This window comes from Rhizobium sp. YJ-22 (assembly GCF_029601685.1).
Taxonomy (GTDB): domain Bacteria; phylum Pseudomonadota; class Alphaproteobacteria; order Rhizobiales; family Rhizobiaceae; genus Metarhizobium.
Map to the genome: position 1 here is coordinate 823,936 of NZ_JARRIR010000001.1, position 26,112 is coordinate 850,047.

At 64.0% G+C, this 26,112-nt stretch carries 23 protein-coding genes; 10 read left to right on the forward strand and 13 right to left on the reverse strand.

All coding sequences use genetic code 11. From position 1 onward, the window contains the following. Positions 1-86 precede the first annotated feature (86 nt). The 5 genes from P7F60_RS03985 to P7F60_RS04005 are packed head-to-tail and all read left to right on the forward strand — an operon-like array spanning position 87 to position 4,006. Positions 87-881, forward strand: a complete 795-nt coding sequence (locus P7F60_RS03985) for a GntR family transcriptional regulator (RefSeq protein WP_277916388.1) — start codon at positions 87-89, stop codon at positions 879-881. Next, on the forward strand, positions 878-1,231 hold the full coding sequence (locus P7F60_RS03990; protein ID WP_277916389.1) for a TIGR04076 family protein: 354 nt from the start codon (positions 878-880) through the stop codon (positions 1,229-1,231). Before P7F60_RS03985 ends, P7F60_RS03990 begins: the two co-directional genes overlap by 4 nt. Positions 1,232-1,234: 3 nt before the next feature. Beyond that, complete coding sequence (locus P7F60_RS03995) at positions 1,235-2,290, forward strand: aldo/keto reductase (protein ID WP_277916390.1); 1,056 nt, start codon at positions 1,235-1,237, stop codon at positions 2,288-2,290. After that, on the forward strand, positions 2,290-2,721 hold the full coding sequence (locus P7F60_RS04000) for a DUF4440 domain-containing protein (protein ID WP_277916391.1): 432 nt from the start codon (positions 2,290-2,292) through the stop codon (positions 2,719-2,721). Before P7F60_RS03995 ends, P7F60_RS04000 begins: the two co-directional genes overlap by 1 nt. A 25-nt stretch (positions 2,722-2,746) precedes the next feature. Further along, positions 2,747-4,006, forward strand: a complete 1,260-nt coding sequence (locus P7F60_RS04005; protein WP_277916392.1) for an ABC transporter substrate-binding protein — start codon at positions 2,747-2,749, stop codon at positions 4,004-4,006. Positions 4,007-4,069: 63 nt separating this feature from the next. Here P7F60_RS04005 and P7F60_RS04010 read toward each other — a convergent pair whose 3' ends face one another. From P7F60_RS04010 to oiaX, 9 genes are all read right to left on the reverse strand, one after another. Next, positions 4,070-6,016 carry a hypothetical protein gene (locus P7F60_RS04010; RefSeq protein ID WP_277916393.1) on the reverse strand — a complete coding sequence of 649 codons (1,947 nt, stop codon included), beginning with the start codon at positions 6,014-6,016 and terminating at the stop codon, positions 4,070-4,072. Next, positions 6,013-7,047, reverse strand: coding sequence for a Gfo/Idh/MocA family oxidoreductase (locus P7F60_RS04015; protein ID WP_277916394.1), 1,035 nt, complete (start codon positions 7,045-7,047; stop codon positions 6,013-6,015). The genes P7F60_RS04010 and P7F60_RS04015 overlap by 4 nt, the downstream gene beginning before the upstream one ends. Before the next feature lie 5 nt (positions 7,048-7,052). Further along, complete coding sequence (locus P7F60_RS04020) at positions 7,053-8,117, reverse strand: ABC transporter permease (RefSeq protein ID WP_277916395.1); 1,065 nt, start codon at positions 8,115-8,117, stop codon at positions 7,053-7,055. Next, positions 8,117-9,661 (reverse strand): sugar ABC transporter ATP-binding protein, encoded by a 1,545-nt coding sequence (locus P7F60_RS04025; RefSeq protein WP_277916515.1) that lies wholly within the window; start codon positions 9,659-9,661, stop codon positions 8,117-8,119. The genes P7F60_RS04020 and P7F60_RS04025 overlap by 1 nt, the downstream gene beginning before the upstream one ends. After that, a complete protein-coding gene (locus P7F60_RS04030; RefSeq protein ID WP_277916516.1) occupies positions 9,658-10,293 on the reverse strand; it encodes a DUF2291 family protein in 636 nt (211 codons plus the stop codon). Before P7F60_RS04030 ends, P7F60_RS04025 begins: the two co-directional genes overlap by 4 nt. Positions 10,294-10,380: 87 nt before the next feature. Further along, positions 10,381-11,322 carry a D-ribose ABC transporter substrate-binding protein gene (locus tag P7F60_RS04035; RefSeq protein ID WP_277916396.1) on the reverse strand — a complete coding sequence of 314 codons (942 nt, stop codon included), beginning with the start codon at positions 11,320-11,322 and terminating at the stop codon, positions 10,381-10,383. 109 nt (positions 11,323-11,431) lie between these two features. Continuing rightward, positions 11,432-12,259, reverse strand: coding sequence for a phosphogluconate dehydrogenase C-terminal domain-containing protein (locus P7F60_RS04040; protein WP_277916397.1), 828 nt, complete (start codon positions 12,257-12,259; stop codon positions 11,432-11,434). 88 nt (positions 12,260-12,347) lie between these two features. Then, the gene (locus P7F60_RS04045) at positions 12,348-13,688 is read right to left on the reverse strand and encodes a four-carbon acid sugar kinase family protein (RefSeq protein WP_277916398.1); all 1,341 of its coding nucleotides are present in this window, start codon (positions 13,686-13,688) and stop codon (positions 12,348-12,350) included. 1 nt (position 13,689) lies between these two features. Next, a complete protein-coding gene (gene oiaX / locus P7F60_RS04050) occupies positions 13,690-14,940 on the reverse strand; it encodes a 3-oxo-isoapionate-4-phosphate decarboxylase OiaX (RefSeq protein ID WP_277916399.1) in 1,251 nt (416 codons plus the stop codon). A gap of 245 nt (positions 14,941-15,185) precedes the next feature. Between oiaX and P7F60_RS04055 the strand changes: the two genes are divergently transcribed. From P7F60_RS04055 to P7F60_RS04070, 4 genes are all read left to right on the forward strand, one after another. Next, positions 15,186-15,902: a transcriptional regulator NanR gene (locus tag P7F60_RS04055; protein ID WP_277916400.1), complete on the forward strand. Its 717-nt coding sequence runs from the start codon at positions 15,186-15,188 to the stop codon at positions 15,900-15,902. 71 nt (positions 15,903-15,973) lie between these two features. Next, positions 15,974-16,600, forward strand: a complete 627-nt coding sequence (locus P7F60_RS04060) for a ribonuclease D (RefSeq protein WP_277916401.1) — start codon at positions 15,974-15,976, stop codon at positions 16,598-16,600. A gap of 92 nt (positions 16,601-16,692) precedes the next feature. Further along, positions 16,693-17,967, forward strand: coding sequence for a hypothetical protein (locus P7F60_RS04065; RefSeq protein WP_277916402.1), 1,275 nt, complete (start codon positions 16,693-16,695; stop codon positions 17,965-17,967). 134 nt (positions 17,968-18,101) lie between these two features. Then, positions 18,102-18,419, forward strand: coding sequence for a hypothetical protein (locus P7F60_RS04070; protein ID WP_277916403.1), 318 nt, complete (start codon positions 18,102-18,104; stop codon positions 18,417-18,419). 60 nt (positions 18,420-18,479) lie between these two features. Here the strand turns inward: P7F60_RS04070 and P7F60_RS04075 are convergent, their stop codons facing one another. Then, entirely contained in the window at positions 18,480-19,871 is a 1,392-nt protein-coding gene (locus P7F60_RS04075) for a nicotinate phosphoribosyltransferase (protein WP_277916404.1), read from the reverse strand. Positions 19,872-20,166: 295 nt separating this feature from the next. Between P7F60_RS04075 and P7F60_RS04080 the strand changes: the two genes are divergently transcribed. Continuing rightward, complete coding sequence (locus P7F60_RS04080) at positions 20,167-21,984, forward strand: hypothetical protein (RefSeq protein WP_277916405.1); 1,818 nt, start codon at positions 20,167-20,169, stop codon at positions 21,982-21,984. Positions 21,985-22,092: 108 nt separating this feature from the next. Here the strand turns inward: P7F60_RS04080 and rpsA are convergent, their stop codons facing one another. From rpsA to aroA, 3 genes are all read right to left on the reverse strand, one after another. Continuing rightward, positions 22,093-23,796: a 30S ribosomal protein S1 gene (gene rpsA / locus P7F60_RS04085; protein ID WP_277916406.1), complete on the reverse strand. Its 1,704-nt coding sequence runs from the start codon at positions 23,794-23,796 to the stop codon at positions 22,093-22,095. A 159-nt stretch (positions 23,797-23,955) separates the two neighbouring features. Then, the gene (cmk, locus tag P7F60_RS04090; protein ID WP_277916407.1) at positions 23,956-24,600 is read right to left on the reverse strand and encodes a (d)CMP kinase; all 645 of its coding nucleotides are present in this window, start codon (positions 24,598-24,600) and stop codon (positions 23,956-23,958) included. Continuing rightward, a complete protein-coding gene (aroA, locus tag P7F60_RS04095; RefSeq protein WP_277916408.1) occupies positions 24,597-25,979 on the reverse strand; it encodes a 3-phosphoshikimate 1-carboxyvinyltransferase in 1,383 nt (460 codons plus the stop codon). The genes cmk and aroA overlap by 4 nt, the downstream gene beginning before the upstream one ends. Positions 25,980-26,112 lie beyond the last annotated feature (133 nt).

Sequence of the window (26,112 nt, forward strand, 5' to 3'; positions counted from 1 at the left end):
ATTTGATCTTCAATTTGTGATCACATATCGTCAATCACACGGTAACGCGACATTTCTTCCCTTGCAAGAGCGATCCGGACGGGCAGATGGCGGAATTTTCGAAAATTCTGGAAGTCGGTGAAAGCGCCTTCGGCGCCGTGTCCCCATCTGCGCCGCACACCAGGCTCAACCCGGTGGTGCGCGAAACGGTGCAGGACCGGGTCTACAAGGAATTGCGCCAGGCGCTGATCTACGGGTTGTTCGATCCGGGACAGGTGCTGATCATCCAGGATCTCGCCGCCTCGTTGCAGGTCAGCACCATGCCGGTGCGCGATGCGCTGTCGCGGCTGATTTCGGAACAGGCGCTGGAAGCGCTGCCCAACCGTTCCGTGCGCGTGCCGCCCATCGACCTCAAGCGGCTCGACGACCTGTTGCAGGCCCGCATCGTCATCGAAGGTGCGGCGCTGGAACTGGCGGTGGCCCGCATCAGCGATGCCGAAATCGAGGAATTGCAACCGCTGATCGGCCGTTACGACGAGGCCATTGCGCGCCGCGACAGCTACCCCATCGAGCAGGAACTGGAACTCAACAAGCGTTTCCATTTCCAGATCTATCAGCATTCCGGCTCGGACGTGCTGTTCCCGATCATCGAGAGCCTGTGGCTGCAATCCGGCCCCTATGTGCGCGCTGCTGTGCTGAAATTCGATCCGGCCAGCGAAATCTCGGCGCTGCATTATCATCGCGATATTCTGACGGCGATGAAGGTGCGCGATGCGGCAGCGGCCAAGCAGGCGCTCGCCTCCGACATCAGCCGCGCCTTCGACCTTTTGCGCGACGCGCCGATCCTTGAGGCCGACCCGCCCCTTGCCCCCAAACGCCGCTACAGACGGAAGACATCATGAGCGCTGCCCCCGACGACAGTTTCGAGCTTTACGATCTCCGCGTCGAGGCGGTGGTGCCGGAGGGCAAGCCGATCTTTTGCGGCGCAAAACCCGGCGATTATTTCGAGCTGCACGGCGAAATGCTGTCGCTGCCGCCGGGCCAAAGCTTCTCCATCTATTCGCTCTCCGCCGTGCTGCCGCTGCTCGCCGCCAAGCAGCGGGCGACGCATCCCAACGACTGGATGACCAGCGACGCCGAAATCGCCTGCCCCGATCCCCATTGCGCCAGCCGGCTGAAAATCGTCCGGCTGGGAAAGCGCCGTTTCAGCCATGCCGAAACCACCGCCGTGCCGCTGCCCGAGAAGGAATGACCCATGAGCGAGACGAGTTTTACCCTGCGCCCCGGCTACAGTATTTCGCGCGTCATTCGCGGCGGCTGGCAGCTGGCCGGCGGCCATGGCGCCATCGACAAGGCCCAGGCGATCGACGACCTGATCGCCGCCTTCGATGCGGGGCTCACCACCTATGACTGCGCCGATATCTATACCGGCGTCGAGGAGATTATTGGCGCGTTCCGCGCCAAGCTGGCGCAGACGCGGGGTGCGGATGTCGCGGCCAAGGTCAAGGTCCACACCAAGATGGTGCCGGATCTCGATGTGCTACCAAAAATCAGCAAGGCCTACGTTGAAGGCATCGTCGACCAGTCGCTGCGGCGGCTGCGTATGGAGCGGCTGAACCTCGTGCAGTTCCATTGGTGGGATTATGGCTTTTCCGGCTGGCTCGATGCCTTCGGCTGGCTGGAAGAACTGCGCCAGGCCGGCAAGATCGAGAATGTCGGCGGCACCAATTTCGACAGCGAGCATGTCGCCGCCGTGCTGAAGGCCGGTATTCCGCTGGTCAGCATGCAGGTGCAATATTCCGTGCTCGACAATCGGCCGGAACACGGGCTTGCGGCGCTCGCCGCCGCAAACGGCGTTAGCCTGCTCTGTTACGGCTCCGTCGCCGGCGGCTTTCTGAGCGACAAATGGCTTGGCGTGGACGAGCCGGAAATGCCGCTCGAAAACCGCTCGCTCACCAAATACAAGCTGATCATCGACGATTTCGGCGGCTGGGGCCTGTTCCAGGAACTGCTGCGCGCCCTGAAAAATGTCGGCGACCGGCATGGGGCGGATATCGCCACCATCGCCAGCGCCTATATGCTGACGCGACCGACCGTCGGCGCCGTCATCGTCGGAGCGCGCAACCAGGCGCATGCGCTCGCCAATGCGAAAATCATGGCGATCACCCTTTCCGATGCGGACAAAGCCGAAATAGAGGCGGTCATGGCTCGTCGCCAGGGGCCGGAGGGCGATATCTACACGCTGGAGCGCGACCGCAGCGGCCGCCACGGCTCGATCATGCATTACAATCTCAACGACGGGCGGCACTGATGGCAGACAGTCTTTTCGAAACCGCCCGGCGCGAGATCGTCGAGCTGCACGATTTCTTCGTCCGCTGGTTCGTCGACGACGGCCGCCCGGCCCCCGATTTCGCCCGCTTCGAGACGGCGATGGCGGCGGATATGACCATGATCCCGCCCTCCGGCGCGGTGCTCGATCGCGCCGCCGTTGTCCACCATGTCCGCGCCGCGCGCGGCGCGGTGGACAAGGATTTCCGCATCGAGATCGAGGATGTCCGAGCCCATCTGGAAGACGAGCGCGGCATTCTCGTCAGCTATGTCGAGGCGCAATGGCGAAACGGCCAGCAGACGCGCCGCCGCTCCAGCGTGCTTCTCACCCGCAACGATGCCGCGCCGCTCGGCCTCGAATGGCGCTACCTGCACGAAACCTGGCTGCAGGCGCCAAACAATTCCGCAGACTGATGACTTCAAAACAAGGGGAACGACCATGAAGACATTGCTTCTGACACTGACCTCGGCGCTGGCGTTAAGCGCCGCTGCCGCCGCCAATGCCGCCGACTGCAAGATCACCGTCGGCGTCGTCATGGAACTGACCGGCCCTGCCGGCGAATACGGCCAGGCGGGCGCCAAATCCGTCGACATGGCGTTCCGCGACATCAACGAGGCCGGCGGTGTGCGCGGCTGCCAGCTTGCCACCGACACCCGCGACAGCCAGAGCCAGGGCAATGTCGCCGTCGATGCCGCCACCCAACTGGTGCAGGTCGGCAAGGTGCCGGTCGTCATCGGCGGCATCATCTCCTCGGTGTCGATCCCGATCCTGACCTCGGTGACCGCGCCGGCAAAGGTGGTGCAGGTTTCGCCCGCCTCCTCCTCGCCGACGCTGACGGCGCTCGGCCGCGACGGCAAGACCAACGGCATCTTCTTCCGCACCATCACCTCGGATGCGCTGCAGGGGGTGGCCGCTGCGAAATATGCCCTCGACCAGGGTTTCAAGAAGCTCGCCGTCATCCATGTCAACAACGATTTCGGCGTCAACATGGTCAACGAGTTCTCGCGGGCCTACAAGGCGCTGGGCGGCGAGATCGTCTCGGTGACGCCCTATAACGAGAAGCAATCGAGCTACCAGTCGGAAGTCACCAAGGCGATGGAAGGCGAACCCGACGGCCTCTACCTCATCTCCTATCCGGTCGACGGCGCCACCATCGCGCGCGCCTGGATCTCGCAAGGCGGCGTGCAGAAATTCCTGCTCAACGACGGCATGAACAGCAAGGATTTCATCACCGCCGTCGGTGCGGAATATCTCAACGAAGCCTATGGCACCTCGTCCGGCACCAGCCCGACCAAGTCGACCGAATATTTCAACGCCAATTACAAGGCCTTCTCCAACATCGAGCCCTCCAACCCGGCCGCCGACCGCTCCTATGATGCCGGCGCCATCGTCGGTCTCGCCATCGCCGCTGCCGGTTCCGACAAATCCGCCGACATTCGCGAGGCGATCTACAAGGTCGTCGATCCCAAGGGCGAGCCGATCTATGCCGGCAAGGAAGAATTCGCCAAGGCGCTGAAGCTGATCGGCGAAGGTAAGCCGATCCGCTACGAAGGCGTCATCGGCCCGGTCGCCTTCGACAAATACGGCGACATCACCGGCCCCTTCCGCCTGTGGAAGATCAAGGATGGTGAAGTCGTCACCGTCAGCGAGATGAGCGCCGACGATGTCGGCAAGCTCAAGGCCGAGACGGACAAGTGAGGCATGACCATGAAAAACCCCGGATCGGCGATCCGGGGTTTTTTCATGCGCGGAAATAGCCGGCTATGCGTTCCGCCAGCCGAGGCGGGCGATGGCGTAAGGGCGCAGCGTCAGTTGTGGACCGGTGAAGGCGGCCTCGTCGATGCGGTCATGGGCGGCCTCCAGCACGGTGGTTTCGTCGAGTATCGCCAGCGATGCATCGGCAAGACCGAGGGCGGAGAGGTCCACGTCTGATGTCTCGGGGGTAATGTTGGCGAGTAGCAGCACCCGTTCGCCATCGCGACTTTCGCCTGCCAGTGCCAGAATTTCATGCGGACGATCTGAGATCACCTCGCGCCACGTCCAGCCGGCCATCATCGCCAGGGACCGCACCACATGGGCGAGCGGGCGCAAGGCCCCTTCCGGCATCGGCTCGCCCGGGCCGGCGATCAGGCCGAAAGGGCCGGTGACGGCCGAGAGCGTCAGCCGCTCCAGTCCCGCACCCGCGACACGGGCGGCATAACCGAGCGCAAAGGCGGCGCCGAACAGAGCATTGTGGCGCGGATCGCGATGGGCCATGGCAATGCGCCCGCCTTGCGGGTTGTCCATGGTGCGGCTGCCATAGGGGTTCTGGCGCATGGGAATGGTCGAGGGGCCGATGCGATAGGGTTTTTCGCCATAGATCGCCCGCAGCGAGCGGGTGATGAAGGGCAGCGCCTCCAGCGTCTGCATGACGCTGTCATCGTCGGCGGCATGGACGATGGGGTTGGTGGCATGGCTGACAAAGGCCAGCCGCTCCGCCGGCACGCGCTTGCGGTTGATCTCGGTGAAGTAGCTCAACATGCCACCGCCGACAAAGATCGCCGGGAAGGCGGTTTTCGCCGCCGCATAGACATCGTCCAATGCCGGACAATCCGGCCAGGCGCTGCCGGGCGGCGTCGATTGCCGGTCGACGGAGGGCGAGACCAGCACGGCGTCGAGCGGCAGGCCGGCCTCATGGGCGAAGGCCGCGATCTCCTCCATCTCCTCGCCGAGCGGGCGCTGGCAGGGCACGGCGATTTCCATGGTCAGGCAACCGCGATAGTGATGACTGAGCGCCGCGAAGGCCTCGATGGTGCCGCGCCCATGGCCGGCATCGGGATCGAAATGCAGCAGCAATTCCTGTGCGCCGAAATCGCCGACGTCTTCCAGCGCCGCCAAGGTTGCCGCCGCCTCATCCGGCGACACCGCAAGGCCGATGGACGGCAGGTTGCCGGCGCCCTCGCCCCAGCGCAGCGCCACCGGGCCGGTATCCGCGCTTTGCATCGCCTGCGATTCATCGCGGGCATCGCGGATAGTCAGTGTGATTTTTTGCGTGACCGTCTCCCCCGCACCGATGCGATAGGGCCAGGGCAGCGCCAGGGGCCGCACATAGGTCTTGTAGGAGGCATCCGACCAATTGCGCTGGTCCTCCATCTCGAAAGTATCGCCTTCCATGCGGCATTCGGCGGTGACGCCGGGCAGGACGGCATGGGTGATCGCGCGCATATCCTTAAAAGGTTGCCATGGCTCGATATGGTCAGGCAGATGCGTCTCCTCGACGGTGCCGTCGACATGCTCGACGGTGACCGGTGAACCGGCAAGACCGACGATGGGATGCAGGATGCAGAAGCCGCAGCGGTTGGTTTCGAACCCGGTCGTGGTCTCGGCGCTCGCCTCGAAGGTCAGCGTTTCAGGCGTGCCGGTGATCGTTGCGGCAATAATGAGTTCGGTATCATCAGTCCCGGCGCAGCGGGAACGATAGCGCACGATGAATCTTTCCGGCTCTTGCTCGACCGTGAGGTCGGACAGCGCCGGATCGTAGGTACCCCAATCGCGGTCGCGCACCAGGAAAGAGATGGCGCGCAGCACCTCGATGCCGTCATAGGCGATGCGGCGCAGGGCGCCACCGGAAAATTTCGCCGTCAACCGGCCGGCCTTCAACTCGGTCGGGGCGGGTTCGACTTGCGTCGTGCCGTAGAGCAGAAAGGCGCGGTCGGCGGAAATCGTCATCTGAGCAGCCCTCCGATATCGACCGGCTGGCCGGAGGCAGCGCTTGCATAGGCCGCTTCGACCAGCGCAAAGGTTTTCAGATTGTCGGCGCCCGAGGTCGAGGTCTCGACCCCGGCTTTTAGGGCATCGGCCCAATGCTGCTGGATGGCGAAAACGCTTTCCTGGATATTGTGCCAAGGCCGCGAGGCCCAAGTGAGCAGCGCTGGCGAGACATCGGTGACATCGATGCCCGAGGCATTGGTGATCGTCAGGCGATAGCCCTGCGACAGGCGCAGCGATCCCTCGCTGCCGTCGAGTTCGATCAGGGTTTCCGGGAAAGGCTCGACCGCCTGTTTCGTCGCATAGCTGACGTCGACGATGGAGGTGGCGCCGTTTTCATGATCCATCAGGATCGTGGCGACGTCCTCGCCCTTGATATCAGGGTTGACCCGTTTCGTGCGCGCCGTCAGCGACGTCACGTCGCCAAGGATGAAGCGGGCGATATCCAGCGTGTGGATGCCCAGATCCTCGATGATGAAGCGCGAGCCTTCCGCCAGATAGGGCTGGGCGGCGAAAACGTCGAAGCCGGAGCGGAAGGAGAAGCGGCCCCAGAAGGGTTTTCCGATGGCCCCCGCCTCCAGCGCCTTGCGCACCGCCTGGATCGGCGTCTGCCAGCGGAAATTTTCATGGATCATCAGGGGGATGCCGGCATCGCGGCAGGCTCCCACCATGGCCTTGGCGTCATCCAGCGTCGGCGCGAAAGGTTTCTGGCAGATCGCCGGGATTTTGTGGGCCGCGGCCATTTCGACCAGCACCCGGTGGCTTTGCACCGTGGTGGCGATGTCGACGAAATCGAAGCCGCCATCGGCAAACATTTGGGCGGCATCGGTATAGCGCCTGACGATGCCGAACTGATCGCCGACGATCTTCAGCCGTTCGGGATCGCGGTCGCAGAGCGCGACGATCCCGGCGCCGTCCACATCCTTCCAGCCATGCATCTGATTGACGGCGAAGAAACCGCAGCCGATCAGGGCCCCGTTCAACTCTGCCATGTCCATCAACCCTGCTTTGCCATCTGCATCAGGGTAACGCGCGCCTGCAGTTTTCGTTGCGCCTGATCGACCACCACCGCGATGATGATGACGAGGCCCTTGATGACCATCTGCCAGAAGGATGACACGCCCATCATGACAAGGCCATCGGAAAGAATGCCGATGACGAAGGCGCCGACGATGGTGCCGCCGATCGTGCCGCGCCCGCCCGACATCGAGGTGCCGCCGAGAACGGCTGCGGCGATGGCATTGAGTTCGAGATTGGTGCCGGTCGCCGGATGCGCGGCCATCAGCTCGGAGGAGATGACGAGGCCGACAAGGGCGGCACAGAAGCCGGAGAACATGTAGACGAACATTTTCACCCGGTCGACGCGGATGCCGGACATGCGCGCGGCGCGCTCATTGCCGCCGACGGCGAAGATATGCCGTCCCAGCGGCACGAAGCGGGCGAAATAGGCAGCCCCCAGCGCCACGACGATCAGCATCCACACCGAGACCGGCAGGCCGAGCCATGTCCCGGATCCGAAGATCGCATAGCCGGTATTGCCGAGGTCTTCGCGGCCAACGAGATTGGGCAGCGTCTGGCCATCCGAATAGAGCAGCGCCATGCCGCGCGCCACATACAGCGTGCCGAGCGTGGCGATGAAGGGGGCGACATTCAGCCGGGTGATCAACAACCCGTTGAGGATGCCGATGACAATGCCGACGATGGCGACGATGACGGCGACTTCGAGGATGTTGAAATAGACGGTATAGCCCATCGGCAGGTCGATGCCGTGCAGGATGAGGCCGCCGGCGATCATACCGCACAACCCGACGATGGAGCCGACCGAGAGATCGATGCCGCCGGTGACGATGACGAAGGTCATGCCGATTGCCAGGAAGGCATTCTGCGTCGCGTGTTTCGACATCAGGATCATGTTCGCGGTCGAGAGGAAATTCGGTGCGAAGATCGAGAAGAAGACGACGACCGCAAACAGCGCGATGAAGGTGCGCAGTTTCATCAGGGTCAGCAACAGGGAGCCGCCGGTGGCGGGGCCGGCAGCGGCCGTCTGGGTGGCGCTGGTCATCACGCATGCATCCTTCTGGTCTTGTGTCCCTCGGCGGAGGCGGCCACGATGGCTTCCTCGGTGGCCTCAGTGCGGTCCATGACCGCGATCAGGCGGCCATTGCTCATCACGGCGATGCGATCCGACAGCGCCATGACCTCTTCGAGGTCGGAGGTGGAAAACAATATGGCGAGACCTTCGCCGGCCAATCGCCGCATGGTGCGGAACACATCCGCCTTGGCGCCGACATCGATGCCGCGGCTCGGCTCGTCCATCAAAAGCACTTTCGGGCCGGTCATCAGCGCCTTGCCGATCACCACCTTCTGCTGGTTGCCGCCGGACATCGAGGTGACCTCGAAATCCGGGTTGCGCGCCTTGATCGACAGGTTGCGGATCGCCTCGGCAATGGCGCTACGTTCGCGTTTCGGCTCGATATGGAAGCCGAATTTCACGAACTGGCCGAGGCTGGCGAGCGACAGGTTTTCGGCAATCGACAGGCATTGCACCAGCCCCTCGCGCTGCCGGTCCTCGGGGATCAGCGCGATGCCGCGCGCGATGCGGCCGGTGGTGTCGCGCTCCTGCAATTCGCGGCCATCGACAAAGACCTTGCCGGAATAATGGCCATGGCGGCCCATGATGCATTCGAACAGCTCGCTGCGGCCGGCGCCCATCAGCCCGTAAATGCCGAGGATCTCGCCCTTGCGCACCGACAGCGACACATGGTCGACGGCATAGCCGCCCTGAGCGCGCGGCAGCGCGATGTCTTCGAGGCGGATGACCTCTTCGCCGAGCGCATGGTCCACCTCCTTGGCGAAATCCTTGGCGTCGGAGCCGATCATCGAGCGGACGATCCAGCGTGTGTCGATATCCCTGACCAGCGCATGGCCAGTGATCTGGCCGTCCTTGAGCACGGTGATGTAATCGCCGATGCGCATCAGCTCTTCGAGGCGATGCGAGATATAGACGATGGCGACGCCTTGCGCCTTCAGCTCGGCGATGACCCGGAAGAGCACGTCGACTTCGGCCGCCGACAGCGCCGAGGTCGGCTCGTCCATGATCAGGATGCGGGTGTTGAGCGACACGGCGCGGGCGATCTCGACCAGTTGCTGCTGGCCGATAGGCAGATCCTCGACCAGCGTATCGGCGGTGATGCCGGCTTCGAGGCGATCGAGGAATTCATTGGCCTTTTCGACCTGCGCCCTGTGGTCGATGCCAAACAGCCCGCGCGTCAGCTCGCGGGTCGCAAATATGTTTTCGGCAACCGTCATATTGCCGAACAGGTTCAGCTCCTGGAAGACGATGCCGATGCCGTGGCGCACGGCATCACCAGGCGAATCGAGATGGATGCGTTCGCCCTCCATCCAGATTTCGCCGAGTGTGGGACGCTCGACGCCGGCGATGATGCGCATCATCGTCGACTTGCCGGCGCCGTTTTCGCCGACGAGCACGTTGACCGCGCCGCGCCGCAGTTTCAGATCGGCCTTCTTCAGCGCGACGATGCCGGAATAGGCCTTGGTGATATCGCGCAGTTCGAGGATGACGTCGTCGCTGTCGCTCATCGTCAGCCTCCGACCGTGATCGTGACCGGCACGAATTGCGGCAATTGCCCCGCCGCCGGCAACGGATAGGCGCCGAGCGCCTCGACCTCTCTGCCGACAAGCCCGTCGCGCGGCAGCTTTTCGAGAGAGAGCGTGTTGATGCGGGTGTTGAACGCCTTGCCGTATTGCGCCCATTCGATCTGGTTCTTGAATTCGTTGAAATTCACGAAGTCGAGCACGTCGCGGATGGCCGTACCACGGATCGCCGGGCCGATGGCGACGCGCACATCCGCCTTGCCGTCGCCGTCGACATCGACGTCGACGGAACCCGCGCGCGACTTGGTCTCGGCGGAGGTGATTTTACCCTTGACGGTGGCGGCGAAGGTCCAGGGGGCATTGCCCTGCTTTTCCTTGTGGCCGTATTTCTGGGCGGCGGCATCGAGATTGCCGGAGACCAGCGCCGAGACCTCCTGGAAGGAGCCGGCCCGCCCCTTGAGATAAGGAACGACCTTGGCGTCCCAGATATCGGCAACCAGCTTGTCGGGATCGAAGGCGCCGGCGGCGGCTTCGGCCTGCTGGTCGGCGGTCTTGACGAATTTACAGCCGCTCATCGCCAAGGCACAGGCGACAAGGACGGCGGCGGCGCGCATCTGCGGCAGCGGCAGCGACATAGGATTATCCCCGGAAACGGCAGCGGGGCGCGGAGCCGGCCAGAACCGTTCCGCGCCCGTCAGGCTTGGGAGGGCTTATTCGGTCAGCGCGAAGGTTTCGAGCTTCTTGGCGTTGTCGGCGGTGATCAGCACGCAGTCCATGAGCTGCTTTTCCTCGACCGGCTTCTTGCCGGTGGTGATGAAATCATGGGCCTGCTGCACGGCAAGCTGCGCCTGGGCATAGGCCGGCTGCATCACCGTCGCCTTGATGCCGCCCGACTGGATCGAGTCGCGCACGTCGTTGGAGCCGTCGAAGCCGACGACGATGACATCCTTGCGGCCGGCGGCCTGCAGCGCGGCAATCGCGCCCATGGCCATGGTGTCGTTGCCGGCGATGACGCCCTGGATATCCGGATTGGCCTGCAGGATGGTTTCCATCTTGGAATAGCCTTCCGTCTGGCTCCAGTTGGCCGATTGCTGGGCGACCATCTTCATCTCGGGATATTCGTCGATGACGTCGTGATACCCCTTGGAGCGGATGCCGGCATTGAGATCGGCCTCGCGGCCGAGCAGCTCGACATATTTGCCCTTCTCACCCATCTGCTTGACGAATTCTTCCGCGCCGAGCTGGGCGCCCTGATAGTTGTTGGAGACGATCTGCGAGACGGCGATGCCGGTCGCATTGATCTCGCGGTCGATCAGGAAGGAGGGAACGCCGGCATCCTTGGCCTTCTGCACGGCGGCAATCGAGGCTTCCGAGCCGGCATTGTCGAGGATGATCGCCTTGGCGCCGCGACCGATGGCGGTGTCGATGAGCTGCGACTGCTTGTTGGCGTCGTCGTCATGGACGAGAACCAGCGTCTCGTAACCCAGCTCCTTCGCCTTCTTCTCGGCGCCGACCGCTTCGGCCTTGAAGAAGGGATTGTCGTGCGAGGGCGTGATGATGGCGATCAGGTCGGCGGCAAAGGCCGGCATGGCGGTGCCCATGGCGAGCGTCGCCGCGAGTGCGGCCAAGGTCAGTCTGCGTGTGATTTTCATGATATCCTCCCGATAGAAAAATCGACCGCCCCGCTCCCCGCAAGGCAGATGACATGGCCGGAGGAGGAATTCCCCCGGCAAGACAATGCTGGTTAAGAAAAGGCCGGCATCAGGTGATGCGGCGGATGCTCTCGGCGATTTCCTGCGGCTCGAAGACCCTCTTCCAGTCATCGCGCATCAGGGCGGGAATGCCGAATTCGATGGCCTTGTTGCAGGCATCGGAAAAGACGCCCGGCACTTCCTCGAAAATCACCGCGCCGAGCACGTTCATGTGGCCGAGCAGGAAATCGCGGGCGGCTTCCTTCGGCACGCCGCGCGCGACGCATTCGTCCATCGCCTGGCGCATGACGACCAGCAGCGAGGCGCAGACGGTTTCGGAGAGACCCGGCTCCAGCATCGCCATCTGCTCGACGGAAACGCGGTGCGAACGCATGACCGGCGCCCAGATGATTTTGGCGATCTCTTCGCCGAGGCCATAGGCCTCTTCCGGCCCCTGCATCAACGCGGAAACAATATGCTGCCTGGCAAACAACCCGCCGAAATGGTCCTTCTTCGCCTGCATCTCGGTCTCGTCGTTGAAGATCGGCGGATGGCAGGGATGGGTGACGAAATAGGTGAGATCGGCACGTTGCGGCAAATGGCCGGCAAAGGGGGCGGCGGCATCGAGCGCCACGACCATGGTGCCGGGCGCCAGCCTGTCGACGATCCCGGCGGCGACCTTGCCGATTGCAGTATCCGGGACGGCGAGGATGACGACATCAGCGCCATCCAGCGCCCGGTCGACCGGCACGCAATCGAGGCCGAGCTCATCCTGAAGCCGCGCCTTGCCGGCCTCGCTGACTTCCACATGGCGCACGTCGAAACGCGAACCCTTGAGATTCTTGGCGAGCCGGTAGCCCATCTTGCCGCCGGCGCCGAACAACGCGATCGAAGTCATGTTTCCCCACCTGAATGCTATGTTGAGGGCGACTATAGCCAACTGGTATAATGAGTCAATCAGCATATCACTTGCTGTCGAAAATTTTTCAAGCCGCCGCCAGCCCGTCGCGAATCTGGGCGAAATAGCCATCGGCGCCGACCTGGCCGCCCTTGAGGGCGATCTGCAGGCCGTTGGTGGCGGCATTGGCCCCATGGGCGGTGCAGAGCGGCGAGCCGGGCGTCTGCGGCAGCGGCAGCAGCGTGGTCAGGGCCTGCACGTCGAGTTGGCGCAGGGCATGGCTGGAGGTATCGCCGCCGGCAATGACGGCGCGCGTCAGCCGCGCTTCGGCCACCAGCCGATGCAGCACGGCGCCCAGCATGTTTCCGAGGCGATGGCGGCTGCCGGCGATGCGGTCGATCTCGCCGCCACGGTCGGCCGAAGGGCCAAGCGCGGTGTAGAGGATCGGGCTTAACCCGCGTCCCAGAACCTCAAGTCCGGCGGCGATGGCCGCTTCCATGGCCCGCTCGCCCTCCTCGCCGAGCAGGCTGAGCGGATCGACGGCGATGGCCTCGAAACCCTCGGCTATTGCGGTGCGGATCTGACGTTCGGTGGTCGGCGAGACGCTGCCGGAAACGACGGCGATGCGCTCCGCCTTGCCGGGGTTCGGGAAACTGGCGGTGCCGGGCACCAGGCCCTGCTCTTTCCATGCGGATAGCAAGGCATATTCGACGCCGGAGGAGCCGGCGACGAACCAGCCCTGCGGCGGCGTCAGCCGCCACAGCGCCCGGCCGGCCTGCGCCTGCGACGAAAAACTGTCGACATCGAACAGCAGCATCCCGTCCGCATCGGCAGCGAGTCTGTCGATACGGGCATCGGCATCGGTCAGACCAAGGGTGGCGAGATCGACGAGACCGGTGGAAAGCAGCGTTTGCCCGGAGAGATGCCGGCGCAAGTCCGCCTCATGCATCGGCGTCACCGGATGCCGGCTCATCACCGGATGGCGGTCGATGCGATAGACCTCGCCCTGATAGGCGGCGAAGAGATGGCCGAAGGCGGTATAACGCTTCAACTGCGGCGCGCCGACGATCAACGGCACGTAGGGCTGGTGAAACAGCGCCTTGCCGATTTCCACCGCCGTGCCGATATTGCCGACTTCGGGGCTGGAATCGAAGGTCGAGCAGACCTTGTAATGGCAGATCGCCGCACCCCGCGCCTTCAACCAGGCAAGGGCCGGCGTCAGCTTTTCCTGCATCCACTCAGGCGTTTCGCTGCGGCTGGTGCCGGCAAGTCCAAGCGCCCGCACATGCGAAAAGCGCTGCAGCAGCGCCTCGTCGGGAATATCGAGGAAGAGCACCGTCTCGACACCGTTCGAGGCCAGCGCCTCCATGACATCGGTGGAGCCGGTGAAATCGTCGCCGTAATAGCTGAGGAGCAGGGAGCCGGTCATGTCATTCTCCCTTGCCGCCGAATTTTTGGAGCGAGGCGGCGAGTTCGGGATGATCCTTCGCATAGGTTTCCAGCGGGATATCGGCGACGGTCGCCTCCCAGGCCTGCGTCACCGCGCGCACGCCGGCCGCCGGCCCGCCCGGATGGCTGACGATGCCGCCGCCGCAGAGATAGAGCAGATCGGTGGTGCGGCCGGTGCGGCGATATGTTTCCGGTGCCTGCCCGCCCCACTGTCCGGAGCCGGCGACCGGCAAGGCGCAATCGCTGTCGTCGAACAGCGGCGTCGTCACCGCCTCGAAGGAACGGACAAAACTGTCGTCCGGCTCCCAGTATTTGACGCCGATGCCGTTGATCTGGAACTGGTCGACGCCGAGCAGGCGCCAGAACTGCTGCCAGACGCGGAAATCGAAACCGATGCCGGGATGGCGGGTCAGCACGTCCCAGCCGTTGCGATGCGCATGCAGCACGAGGCCGGAGCGCTTGCGCAAAAAGGCCATCGCCCCCATGCCGATCGAATTGATGTTGATGACGGCGCAATTGCCGCCGGCCTGCAGCACCAGATCGTGGTTTCGCATCATCTCGTCGGGATCGGTGTGGGAAATGCCGAAGGCATACATCACCTTCTTGCCGGTCTTCTGCTCATGGTCGAGAATTTTCGGCATGATCGCCGCCACCCGCTCCTTGAGCGGCGAATAGGCCGGGCTCATCAGCTTCTCGTCGTCCTTGATGAAATCGACGCCGGAGGAAATCAGTTCGCCGACCAATTCCGCCGTCTCATGCGGGCGCAGGCCGAGCGCAGGCTTGACGATGGTGCCGATGATCGGCCGCCCGTCGACGCCGGTCAGCCGGCGGCTGCCGGCAAGGCCGAATTGCGGCCCGGGATAGACGCCGCGAAATTCTTCCGGCAGCTTGAGATCGACGACCCGCAGGCCGGTAAAACCCTTGATCGAGAAAATGCCGCCGATGGCGATGGTCATCAGCGCCGAAAGATCGGTGCCGACCGCTTCCAGCGGAAAGCCGATCTCGACCTCGGCGCGGCGGATCGGCCCCCTCCCGTCCCATTCCGGCCAGGAGGGGCGTTCGGCATCGGCCAGCGGTCGGATCGACAAAACGCGGGCGGCGACACGCTGCTTCAGCTCCGGCGTTTCGCCCGGAACCGCGACAAAGGTGCCCGTCGATTGATCGCTGGCGATCTTCTCCGCCATGGCTTCGATGCTGCCCGCCGTCTCGATCCGGTAGGTGACGATGATCATCGCGGCTTCTCCTCCTGCCATCTGGCGTCGTCTCGGCAACTGGTATAATGAGTATTCCAACAATGCAAGGGACGATATCGAGACTTTTCAAGCTGCCAAAACACGCCTAAAGCGCGTCGCGATCTTTCAGATTCGCTCCTCGCGCTTTAGATCTTTGTTTTTCGCATGTCGTTCTCGCAAAACCGCTGCACACTTTTGCGCGACATGCTCTATTCGATAAGACCAGCCCCACCGGAATTCTGCCCATGCGATCCGAACCCATCCCCCGCCGCAAACTCTCCGACGAGGTGTTCGACCGCCTCGAACGCATGATCTCCTCAGGCGAGCTGACGCCCGGCGACGACATGCCTTCCGAGCGCGAGCTGATGGACCGCTTCAAGGTCGGCCGCCCGGCGATCCGCGAGGCGATGCAGGCGCTGGAGCGCATGGGGCTGGTGGCGATCTCGCATGGCGAGCGCGCCAAGGTTCTGGAGCTGACCGCCAAATCCCTGTTCCGGCAGATGGACCTGACCGCAAAGATCATGCTCGCCAAATCGGCCGATACGCTGGAGCACCTGAAAAGCGCGCGCATCTTCTTCGAGCGCGGCATGGCCCGCGAGGCGGCGCAAAAAGCCTCCGCAGAGGATATCGCCGCCTTGCACGCCATCCTCGACCGCCAGCGCGCCTCGCTCGGCGATGCCGAAGCCTTCATCGCCGCCGACATGGCTTTTCACGCCCGAATTGCGGAGATCTCGGGCAATCCGATCTTCGCGGCGGTCAGCGAATCCATGCTCGCCTGGCTGCAGGAATACCATACCGACATGCTGATCTGGACCGGAAAGGAGCGGTTTACGCTGGCCGAACATGAGGAGATCGTCGACCGCCTTGCCGCCGGCGACGCAGACGGCGCCGAGCAGGCGATGCTCAAGCATCTGGAACGCTCGCGCGCCCTCTATACGCTGCCGCGCGGCGACGACGCCTGAACGGCGCTTCGCGTTTCCTTCGGGGTGAAAAGGCTCTATAGACAGTTCGAACGCCTGCCCCGGAGAAAATCATGGCCGCTACCATCCGTATCCATGTCGGCGATATCGCCGATGCCGATGCCGCCCGCTATACCGGAGCCGTCGCCATCGATACGGAAACGCTGGGGCTGGTGCCGCGCCGCGACCGGCTCTGCCTGGTGCAGCTTTCCTGCGGCGACGGCTCGGCCGACATCATCCGGATCGCCGCCGGCCAGACGCAGGCGCCCAATCTCACCGCCCTCATCGCCGATCCCAGCAAGCAGAAGATCTTCCATTACGGCCGCTTCGACATCGCCGTGCTGTTCCACACCTTCGGGGTGACGACGACGCCGGTGTTCTGCACCAAGATCGCCTCGCGGCTGGTGCGCACCTATACCGACCGGCATGGCCTCAAGGACAATCTCAAGGAAATGCTGGAAGTCGACATCTCCAAGGCGCAGCAATCCTCGGATTGGGCGACTGAGACCCTGTCGCAGGCCCAGCTCGACTACGCGGCCTCCGACGTGCTCTACCTGCATGCGCTGCGTGACCGGCTGATCGATCGGCTGAAACGCGACGGGCGCATGGAGCTTGCCGAAAGCTGTTTCGAATTCCTGCCGACCCGCGCCAAGCTCGACCTGCTCGGCTGGGACGAGACCGACATTTTCGCGCACAGCTAGTCCGGCCTTTCCCTGGCACAACCTTAAGGCCAAATTTACCAGTTTCGCCATAAATTTCCGGGAAATCGCAACGTTTTTCCGGGAGTCCGCCCATGCTCTTGCCGACGGAGCAAGCCGCCAGCACCTACCTGACAGACTTCATGCGCGGCTTCGTGCGCGATATCGAGGAGCGACAGCAGGAGGAGCGCAAGAAGGCCGAGGGCAAACGCGAGGACAAGCAGCAGGAAGCGCTCAAGGCGCAGATCCGCCCCGACGAATCGGCCGCTGCCGCCAATGCCAAGATTAACGCCCATTTCTTCGGCGCCCTCAAGCGCGACGAAAATCCGATGGCGACGCTGATTTCCAATTTTGCCGATGCGCTCGGTCTCGCCCAAGGAAGCGACGAATCGGCCGGCGATTTCGCCGACCGGCTGGCGACCGCCGTCGCCTTCACCCGGCTGGTGTCGCGCGAATATGCCGACGGCCAAGCCATCCCCGTGACGCTGAAGACCTTCGGCGCCAGCGCCGATTCGGTGAAGTCGATCATGAAGGGCGAGACCTCGGACAAGGATGATCCGAAGGCGCGGCTGGCCGCCCGCATCGGGCTCGATGCCGGCGTCGATCCTGAATCCGGGGATTTTTCCGGCCAAATGGAAAAGGCGCTGACGGATGCGCGCGGAAAGCTGCCGAAGACGGTCGAGGAGGTCGAGGAGAAATCCGGCCTGCGCAAGCTCGGCCTCACCGCCGAGGAACTGATCGAGGCGATCCGCCGCCCCTGGGGCGACACGGCGCGCAAGGTCCAGGCCGCGCTCGACGCGCAGGCCAGCGACGAGCGGACGCTGACCAAGGACGTCGCCAAGGTCATCCAGCGACTCGAGGACATTGCCGACCCGAAGACGTCATCCGAGCTGAAGGCCGAGCGTAGCCGGGACGATCCGACCCGGGTCGAGGATGCCGAGACCCGCGCCGAGCGCGAGAAGGACATTCAGGTTCGCGAGAGCCAGGAGAAGGTCGAGGACGTCAAGAAACGCCAGGACGCCATCGGCGAGCAGATCCGCGGTGACGGCGATCCCGCCAAAAACGGCGAGGGCGCACCCGGCAGCGGCGGTATCGAGGCGACCGAGGTCATCCAGGTTCTGGCTGCCAGCGCCGAGGCCTCGCAGACCGCCGCGGCGGCAAAATCCGCCACCGCCACCAAGTCGGAAAGTCCGGTGGATGACGGCGACCCAACTGTGATGAGCCGCGAAGAACAGATCTATCTCGTCGAAAACCATTCGCCGGAAGCCGCAGCCGAGGCGCAGCAGCAGGCCAGAAACGACATTCTGCAGGTGAATGTCGATGATATCGGTCTCTATCGCCTGATCGGCAAGGACAAGAAATCGGCATGATTTTCCAGGGGGCGGACTTATGGATCCGTTAACCAATCTGGCATGAAATGGCGCCGGCCCGGACGAAAGGCATTCCGCATCGCCTCGCTCTTCCGGTCCCGCGTAGCGTAAAGCGTATCTGGGTAGGAGTTGGAATGGGAAATGTATTCCCGCAGGACGGCGTCGAATCCGGTCTTCCGGCCTCGGCACTGGATTTCCTGAATGCGGATGCCGGCAGCTTGCCGGATGATTTCGATGACGCCTTTTCCGCCGAAGACGACGGGTTCGGCATGGAACTTCAGGCCATGGCCGCCGGCGGCAACCGCCAGCCCGCCAAGAGCGTGAAAGGCAATTGGCTCGACGCCTTCCAGCGCGAGAACATGGACGATCACACTGCCGAAACCGGCTATGTGACCGCCGTCAATTCCGACGAAACCGGCCTTTATCGCCTGTTTCGCAACCTGTCGCCGTAAGCGGCGGGGTTTCATCAAAGGGCGCTGCTTCCACGCCAAAGCGAGGCAGCGCCTGCCTTTTTACAGGCCCGCCCCTTGCGCGCGGGCTTTCACCTCGTCGAAACTCCAGTCGCGCAGCAGCTTGCCGTTTTCCCAGACGGGAGCGAGATGGTTGTGGCGGCCGCCCACTTCCTCCAGGCTGACGCCGACGAGTTCGCCGAACTGCTCGACCACAGCGACGCGGCCGTTGCGGGAGGCCTTTTCGCGCATGGTCGCCGGGCGCTTGGCAATGCCGTGCCAGACGCCGTCCGCATCCTCGCAGGCATTGGCCTTCATGGTGAAGGAATAGCTGTCGCGCGTCACCTTCTGAAGGAGGCCAGAGCCCATGCCGAAGCGGATATTCTCGGCGGAAAAGCCCATGCCTTCGAGGCGGCCGAGGATCATCGCGATGTCCTGGCCCGAGGCGCCGTCGCCTTGCAACACCTCGACCGGCGCATCGATCACCTTGTAGCCCTTGCCGTTCAACCGCGTGCCGAAGGCATAGGCAAGCTGGTTGACGGCCTGCATCGGCGTATCCACGGGATCGCCGCTGTCGGGGCGGACGATGAGCCGGCCGGACAAGCCCTGCACCCGGTCCTTCAGCGCCTTGCCCCAGATTTCGCTGACCGCGTTGGCGATATCATAGCTGTCGGAGACCACCGAAAAGGTCTCGTCGCCGAAGGCGTCGAGCATGTGCTCATAGGCCTGGGTCTCGCGCTGCGGTCCCCAGGCGGTGACGGTGGAATGCTCGGCGCCGGGATAGGAGGTGCCGGCCATCGGCGCGCCGTAGAAGCGGCGGGCGTGCAGGATGCCGGAGAGCGTGTCGGTCAGCGAGAAATAGAGAAGATGCGCAGCGCCGCCGAGCCCGGCCTGCTCGGCGGACGTCGCCGCGCGGGCGCCAAAATCATGCAGCCGCGTTGGCAACACCTCTGCGGGCGCATCGCAGGTTTTTTCCAGCGCCTGCAGCAGCATGTCGCTGAGCCGCCGCGCATGGCTCGCCACCGTCGCCGGATACCACACGGCGCGCAGCAGCGCGGTTTCCACATAGGTCGTCAGCCAGGCGAAATCCGGATCGGTGTTGACCACCTGGATCAATGGCACGCCGCGACGCACCACCTGCCCCTCCGGCAACGCCTCGATGCGCAGCGGCAGAAAACCGCCATGGCGATCGACGATATCGAGCCAGCCCTGCCGGTTGAACGGCACGCCATGCAGGGCGGAGACTTCGGCCGCCTCCATGATATCCGCCTTGGTCACCGCGCGGGCGAGGTAATCCTTCAGAAACATCTGCAGGCCGAAGAACACCACTTCCGGGCGCTGCGACATGCCACGCGCCTCGACATAGGCCGAGATCGACCGCACCCCCGGCGGATATTGCAGAAAATGGCTGAGCTTGTAGCTGTCGACGTTGAGGATCGGATTGCTGTGAGGCATTGGACGATATCCCGGTTTTCAATCGGGAGGCTTTGCGCACCGGGCAACCGCCCGACCTCCCCCCGACGGTTAGTATTTTATTAACCAACGAATGTTAAATTAATCGTTAATTGAAGCATTCATCGGTGCCATGAGGCGCCACGCAAGCTCAGGCATGCCGCAATCGGCATGCGCAGGATGGGACCGAGGGCCGAAAATGGCGCGGTCCCTGCGACGGAATGCGACGGGCCGCATGAGCGGCCCTCTGTTGGACCTGTTTCAACCGCCATCCGCCAGACATCAAAGGGGTTCGCTGATGCTGCCTCCGCTTCGCTCGTCGTCGGGATCGACGTCGTCATACCAGAATCAATCGCCACTGAACGGCTCCGGCCCTTCGGTGGCGGAAGCCGCCTACAAGGTGCATTTCGCCGACTGGAAGGGGGATTCCAATTCCAGCTCCGCCGGCAAGCTCAACGTGCTGCTGCTCGCCGGGCGCGAGCGCATCGCCGATCATCTCGCCATGCTCGCCGATGCCGTCGGGCGCGCCATCGATCTGCCGCGCCGGGAAAACGAGGGCAATGGCGACTACGTCGTCCGCCTGGCCGAGGCTCTGGCGAAAATGACGCCGCGCCAGCGCACCGATGTCGAGCGCCAGCTCAATCTCATCGTGCAGGGGCTGAAGCTGCGCTTTCTGTTCGAGGCTTTCGGCAACCCGACCGGGCCGCAGGCGGCGCGCATCGTCGCCTATCTGGAAACGGCCCGCTACAAGGACCGCGATCCCGTCGCCCGCTCGGTGGTCACCTCCTACCGCCAGAATGGCGGCCCGGACGCCGGATCGGCCGAACACATCCCTGCCGCAGCACCTTCTCATGGCGAAACCGCCGGAACACCGGCCGCCCAGGCCGCCGGCAAGTCGCAAGCGGTCCTGACAACGCCGCAAACCGCCGCGGCGCCAGCGCCGATGACGGCCGACGGCGCCGAGATCGCTGAGGCCCAGGCGCCTTCCAGCGGCGCCGAGACACCGGAGAACGTCGTTTCGACACCGGAATTTTCCGCACTCGAACCCGACAACGGCATCGACGCCCGCAGCCTGCAGGCACTGCTGCGCCGCGCCTTCGAAGGCGGCGAAAGCGGCGATTCGACCATCGAGGCCAGGGCGACCGCCGCGCTTCTCGCCACCGCCGAAGAGCGCGTGGCCGCCGAGATTGCCGGCGGTATCGAAGCCCTGATCGAGGAACCCGTCGAATTCGACCTCGACCCCCGCTTCCAGTTGCAAACGCCGGCCGAAGCGCCGCCGGCCGCCGAATCACCCCCCCTGCCTCGCGCCGGGATGCGCGAGGCGCTGCCGCCCCGCCCGGCCGAGACCATGGCGACGCATGACGATGTCGCGGATGCGCCGCAGGCGGGCGAACACGGACGCGATGCCGCCATCCTTTCGCCGCGCGCCACGGCCCTGCTCGCGCGGCCAGCCGGCCATGAACACGAGGACTACCAGCCGACGCTCCTCGCCCTGAAGGGCTGGACCGAGGCGGATTTCGATGCCCGCGATCTGACGACGGCCTACGACATCATCGCTGAGGACGGCGAGGAAGCGCAGGCGATGATCGCCGCCGGCACGGAAATCGAGGAGATGGCGACGGCGCAAGCCGTCGACGCGGAGCCGGCGATCGACCTGCCGGAGCCGATGCTGGACGATGCCGATCCGATCTACGATCCGCGCAGCGCCGCCGGCCTGAGCAGCGAGGCCACCGAAGACGCCGCACCTGCGCGCCTGCCGCCTGCACCGGAAAAACCGCCCGCCGAATCGGCCGCCGCCAAGGTCGTGCCGGTCGCGGTCGAGCGCCAGGTGCTGGCGCAGTTGCAGCCGACCGGGCGCGAAACCCCGTTGTTCGCCATCGCTCCCTTCTCGCCGCTGGCCGACGTCCTCTCCTATGAGGACGAGAAGGAAGCCGAGGAACGCCGTTTTCATGAGGACGAAGCCGAGGGCGACGATGCCGCCGCCGATCAGGACGGCGACGACGAGGACGACAAGGAGCGCCCCCGCCCCTCCTTCGCCGAATTTGCCGCCGAGGATGACGGCGATCAAAGCGAACGGGCCTACGGGCTTTACCAGCGCATGGCAGGCTGGGCCTGAGCGGCCAGAATCCGTTCAACAAAAAACCCGCCGCGATGTCTCGCGGCGGGTTTTTTAATCTGAAATCTTGCGGATCGCCGGAGAAAGCCCCGGCGATCCGTCGAAAGATTATTCGGCGTTGCGGTTCTTCAGAGCCGCGCCGAGGATGTCGCCGAGCGAAGCACCCGAGTCGGACGAACCGAACTGGGCAACGGCTTCCTTCTCTTCGGCGATTTCCAGCGCCTTGATCGACAGCATGATCTTGCGGTCTTTCTTGGAGAAGTTGGTCACGCGGGCATCGACCGTCTGGCCGACCGAGAAACGCTCCGGACGCTGTTCGTCACGGTCGCGCGACAGGTCTGCGCGGCGGATGAACGAGGTGATGTCTTCGTGGTTGACGAGACGAACCTCGATGCCACCGTCGTTGACGGCGATGACTTCGGCCGAGACGACGGCGTTCTTGCGCAGTTCGCCGGATGCGGCGGCTTCGCCGACGGCATCCTTGCCGAGCTGCTTGATGCCGAGCGAGATGCGCTCCTTGTCGACATCGACGTCGAGAACGACGGCCTTGACGACATCACCCTTGTTGAACTCTTCGATGACCTGCTCGCCCGGACGGTTCCAGTCGAGGTCGGAGAGGTGAACCATGCCGTCCACGTCGCCGTCGAGGCCGATGAACAGGCCGAATTCGGTCTTGTTCTTGACTTCGCCTTCGACTTCCGTACCGGCCGGATGGCTGTGCGCGAAGGCCTGCCACGGGTTCTCGAGCGTCTGCTTGAGGCCGAGCGAGATGCGGCGCTTGGTCGGATCGACTTCGAGAACGACGACATCGACTTCCTGGCTGGTGGACAGGATCTTGCCGGGATGGACGTTCTTCTTGGTCCAGGACATTTCGGAGATGTGGATCAGGCCTTCGATGCCCGGCTCCAGCTCGACGAACGCACCGTAGTCGGTGATGTTCGTGACGGTGCCGGAGATCTTCTTGCCTTCCGGATACTTGGCCTGGATGCCATCCCACGGATCGGACTCGAGCTGCTTCATGCCGAGCGAGATGCGGTGGGTTTCCTGGTTGATGCGGATGATCTGAACCTTGACCGACTGGCCGATGTTCAGGATCTCCGACGGATGGTTGACGCGGCGCCATGCCATGTCGGTCACGTGCAGCAGGCCATCGATGCCGCCGAGGTCGACGAACGCACCGTAATCGGTGATGTTCTTGACGACGCCGTCAACGACCTGGCCTTCTTCGAGGTTCTGAACGATTTCAGAACGCTGCTCGGCGCGGGACTCTTCCAGAACCGTGCGGCGCGAAACGACGATGTTGCCGCGACGCTTGTCCATCTTGAGGATTTCGAAGGGCTGCGGAATGTGCATCAGCGGGGTCACGTCGCGGATCGGACGGATGTCGACCTGCGAACGCGGCAGGAAGGCGACAGCGCCGTCGAGATCGACGGTGAAGCCACCCTTGACCTGGTTGAAGATGACGCCTTCGACGCGCTCGCCGGCTTCGAACTTGACTTCGAGGCGGGTCCAGCTCTCTTCGCGGCGGGCCTTGTCGCGCGACAGAACAGCTTCACCGAGGGCGTTTTCGATGCGCTCGACATAGACTTCGACTTCGTCGCCGACCTTCAGCGTGCCGTCCTTGGCCTTGGCGCCGAATTCCTTCAGCGCGATGCGGCCTTCGACCTTGAGGCCGACGTCGACGATGGCGACGTCCTTCTCGATGGCCGTGATGATGCCCTTCGTTACATAGCCTTCGGCCAGATCGTTCTTGGCAAAGGATTCTTCGAGCAGGGCTGCGAAATCATCACGGGTGGGGTTAGAAACAGACATGGAATCTCCTGGTGTGTCCGGTTCGGACACGGGCGCGCCGGTGGCTGGTGTTGGACATGACCTGAATCCAGTCCGCCCCTTTTGAGGAGCTTCCGGCGCGTGGACGGAATTTCAGGCTTGCATAAAATCGATCGGGCGCGTGAAATCACGCAAACCCGGTTATTTCGAGGCATTTCGACTCAGGGCGGCGTCGATGATCGATTTCGCGGCCTGAAACGCGGCCTCTATACTCATTTCGGACGTATCAAGCAAGTGCGCGTCATCAGCGGGGCGCAAGGGACTGTCGGCGCGGCCCATGTCGCGCGCGTCGCGCGCCTTCACATCCTGAAAAATCGCCGCGTAATCCGCCGAACCGCCCCTGCCGACGACCTCGTCGTAACGACGCCTGGCCCGCACCTCGGGCGAGGCCGTGACATAAAGCTTCACCAGCGCATCCGGGCAGACCACCGTGCCGATGTCGCGCCCGTCGAGCACCGTGCCGGGGGAACGCTGCGAAAAGGCGCGCTGCGCCTCCACCAGCGCCTTGCGCACCGGCGACATCACCGCGATCTTCGACGCCGCCTCGCCGATCTCGTGACGCGACAGCACGTCCCGGTCGAGCCCGCCGAGATCGACCTCGCGCGCTACCTTTTCCGCCACCGCCTCGTCGTCGAGCGGCAGCCCGGCATCGAGAAGTGCCTTGGCCGTCGCGCGGTAGGTGAGGCCCGTGTCGAGATGGTGAAAGCCGTAGGTTTCGGCGATCTTCCGCGACAAGGTGCCCTTGCCGGCGGCGGCAGGACCGTCGATGGCGATGACGGTGCTCACGCGGCCGCGCCTTCCTCGATCTCAATCTTCGCGCCGAGGCGCGTCATCAGATCCATGAATTCCGGGAAGGAGGTGGCGATCATCGTGGCGTCGTCCACCGTCACCGGATGCTCGCTGGCCAGGCCCATGATGAGGAAACTCATGGCGATGCGGTGGTCGAGATGGGTGGCGACGGCTTCGCCGGCCGCATTGCCGAGCCCCTTGCCATCCGGGCGGCCGCGCACGACGAGCGAGCTTTCGCCTTCGTCGCAATCGACGCCGTTGAGCTTCAGGCCGTTGGCAACCGCCGACAGGCGATCCGATTCCTTGACGCGCAGTTCCTCCAGCCCGTTCATGACCGTCTCGCCCTTGGCGAAGGCGGCGGCGACGGCAAGGACCGGATATTCGTCGATCATCGACGGCGCGCGGTCTTCCGGCACAGTGACGCCCTTCAGCTCAGAATGGCGCACACGTAAATCCGCGACATCCTCACCACCGGCATTGCGCGGATTGAGCACCTCGATATCGGCGCCCATGTCCTGCAGCGTCAGGATCAGGCCGGTGCGCGTCGGGTTCATCAGCACGTTGACGATGGTGATATCCGAACCGGGCACCAGCAGCGCCGCCACCAGCGGGAAGGCGGTGGAGGAGGGATCGCCCGGCACATCGATGGTCTGGCCGGTGAGCTTGCCGCGACCCGCGAGGCGGATGGTGCGCACGCCGTCCGCATCGGTCTCGACAGTGAGGTCGGCGCCAAAACCCTGCAGCATCTTTTCGGTGTGGTCGCGGGTCATGACCGGCTCGATGACGGTAGTAATGCCGGGTGTGTTGAGGCCGGCGAGCAGGACTGCGGATTTCACCTGGGCCGAGGCCATCGGCACGCGATAGGTGATCGGCGCCGGCGTCAGCGGCCCGTGCAGCGTCACCGGAAGGCGATCACCTGCTTCCGCCTTCACCTGCACGCCCATCTGGCGCAGCGGATCGAGCACGCGGCCCATCGGACGCTTGGTGAGCGAGGCGTCGCCGATAAAGGTCGAATCGAAATCATAGACGCCGACCAGCCCCATGGTCAGGCGGCATCCCGTTCCGGCATTGCCGAAATCGAGCGGCGCCTCAGGCGCCAGCAATGCGCCATTGCCGGTGCCTTGGATGATCCAGACGTCGCCGTCTTTCCGGATCTTCGCGCCCATGGCCTGCATGGCCTTGCCGGTGTTGATGACGTCCTCGCCTTCGAGAAGGCCGGTGATGCGGGTCTCGCCGGATGCCAGGCCGCCGAACATGAAGGAGCGGTGGGAAATCGACTTGTCGCCGGGGATGCGGGCGGTGCCGGACAGGTTCGACGACCGGCGGGCGATGGCGGGTTTGGCGGCTGCCCCATGTGTCCTGGAAACGGGCGACATTGGAAAAATCCTTTGCAATAGGCAGGAGTCTTTCGCAAACTGCCACGGGTGCGGGCACCATGCGGATCAGTCTGGCGGTTTTGCGGGTCGTTACCATAAAGCGGACACGCGGTCACGCCTCAAGCGCCAGAAA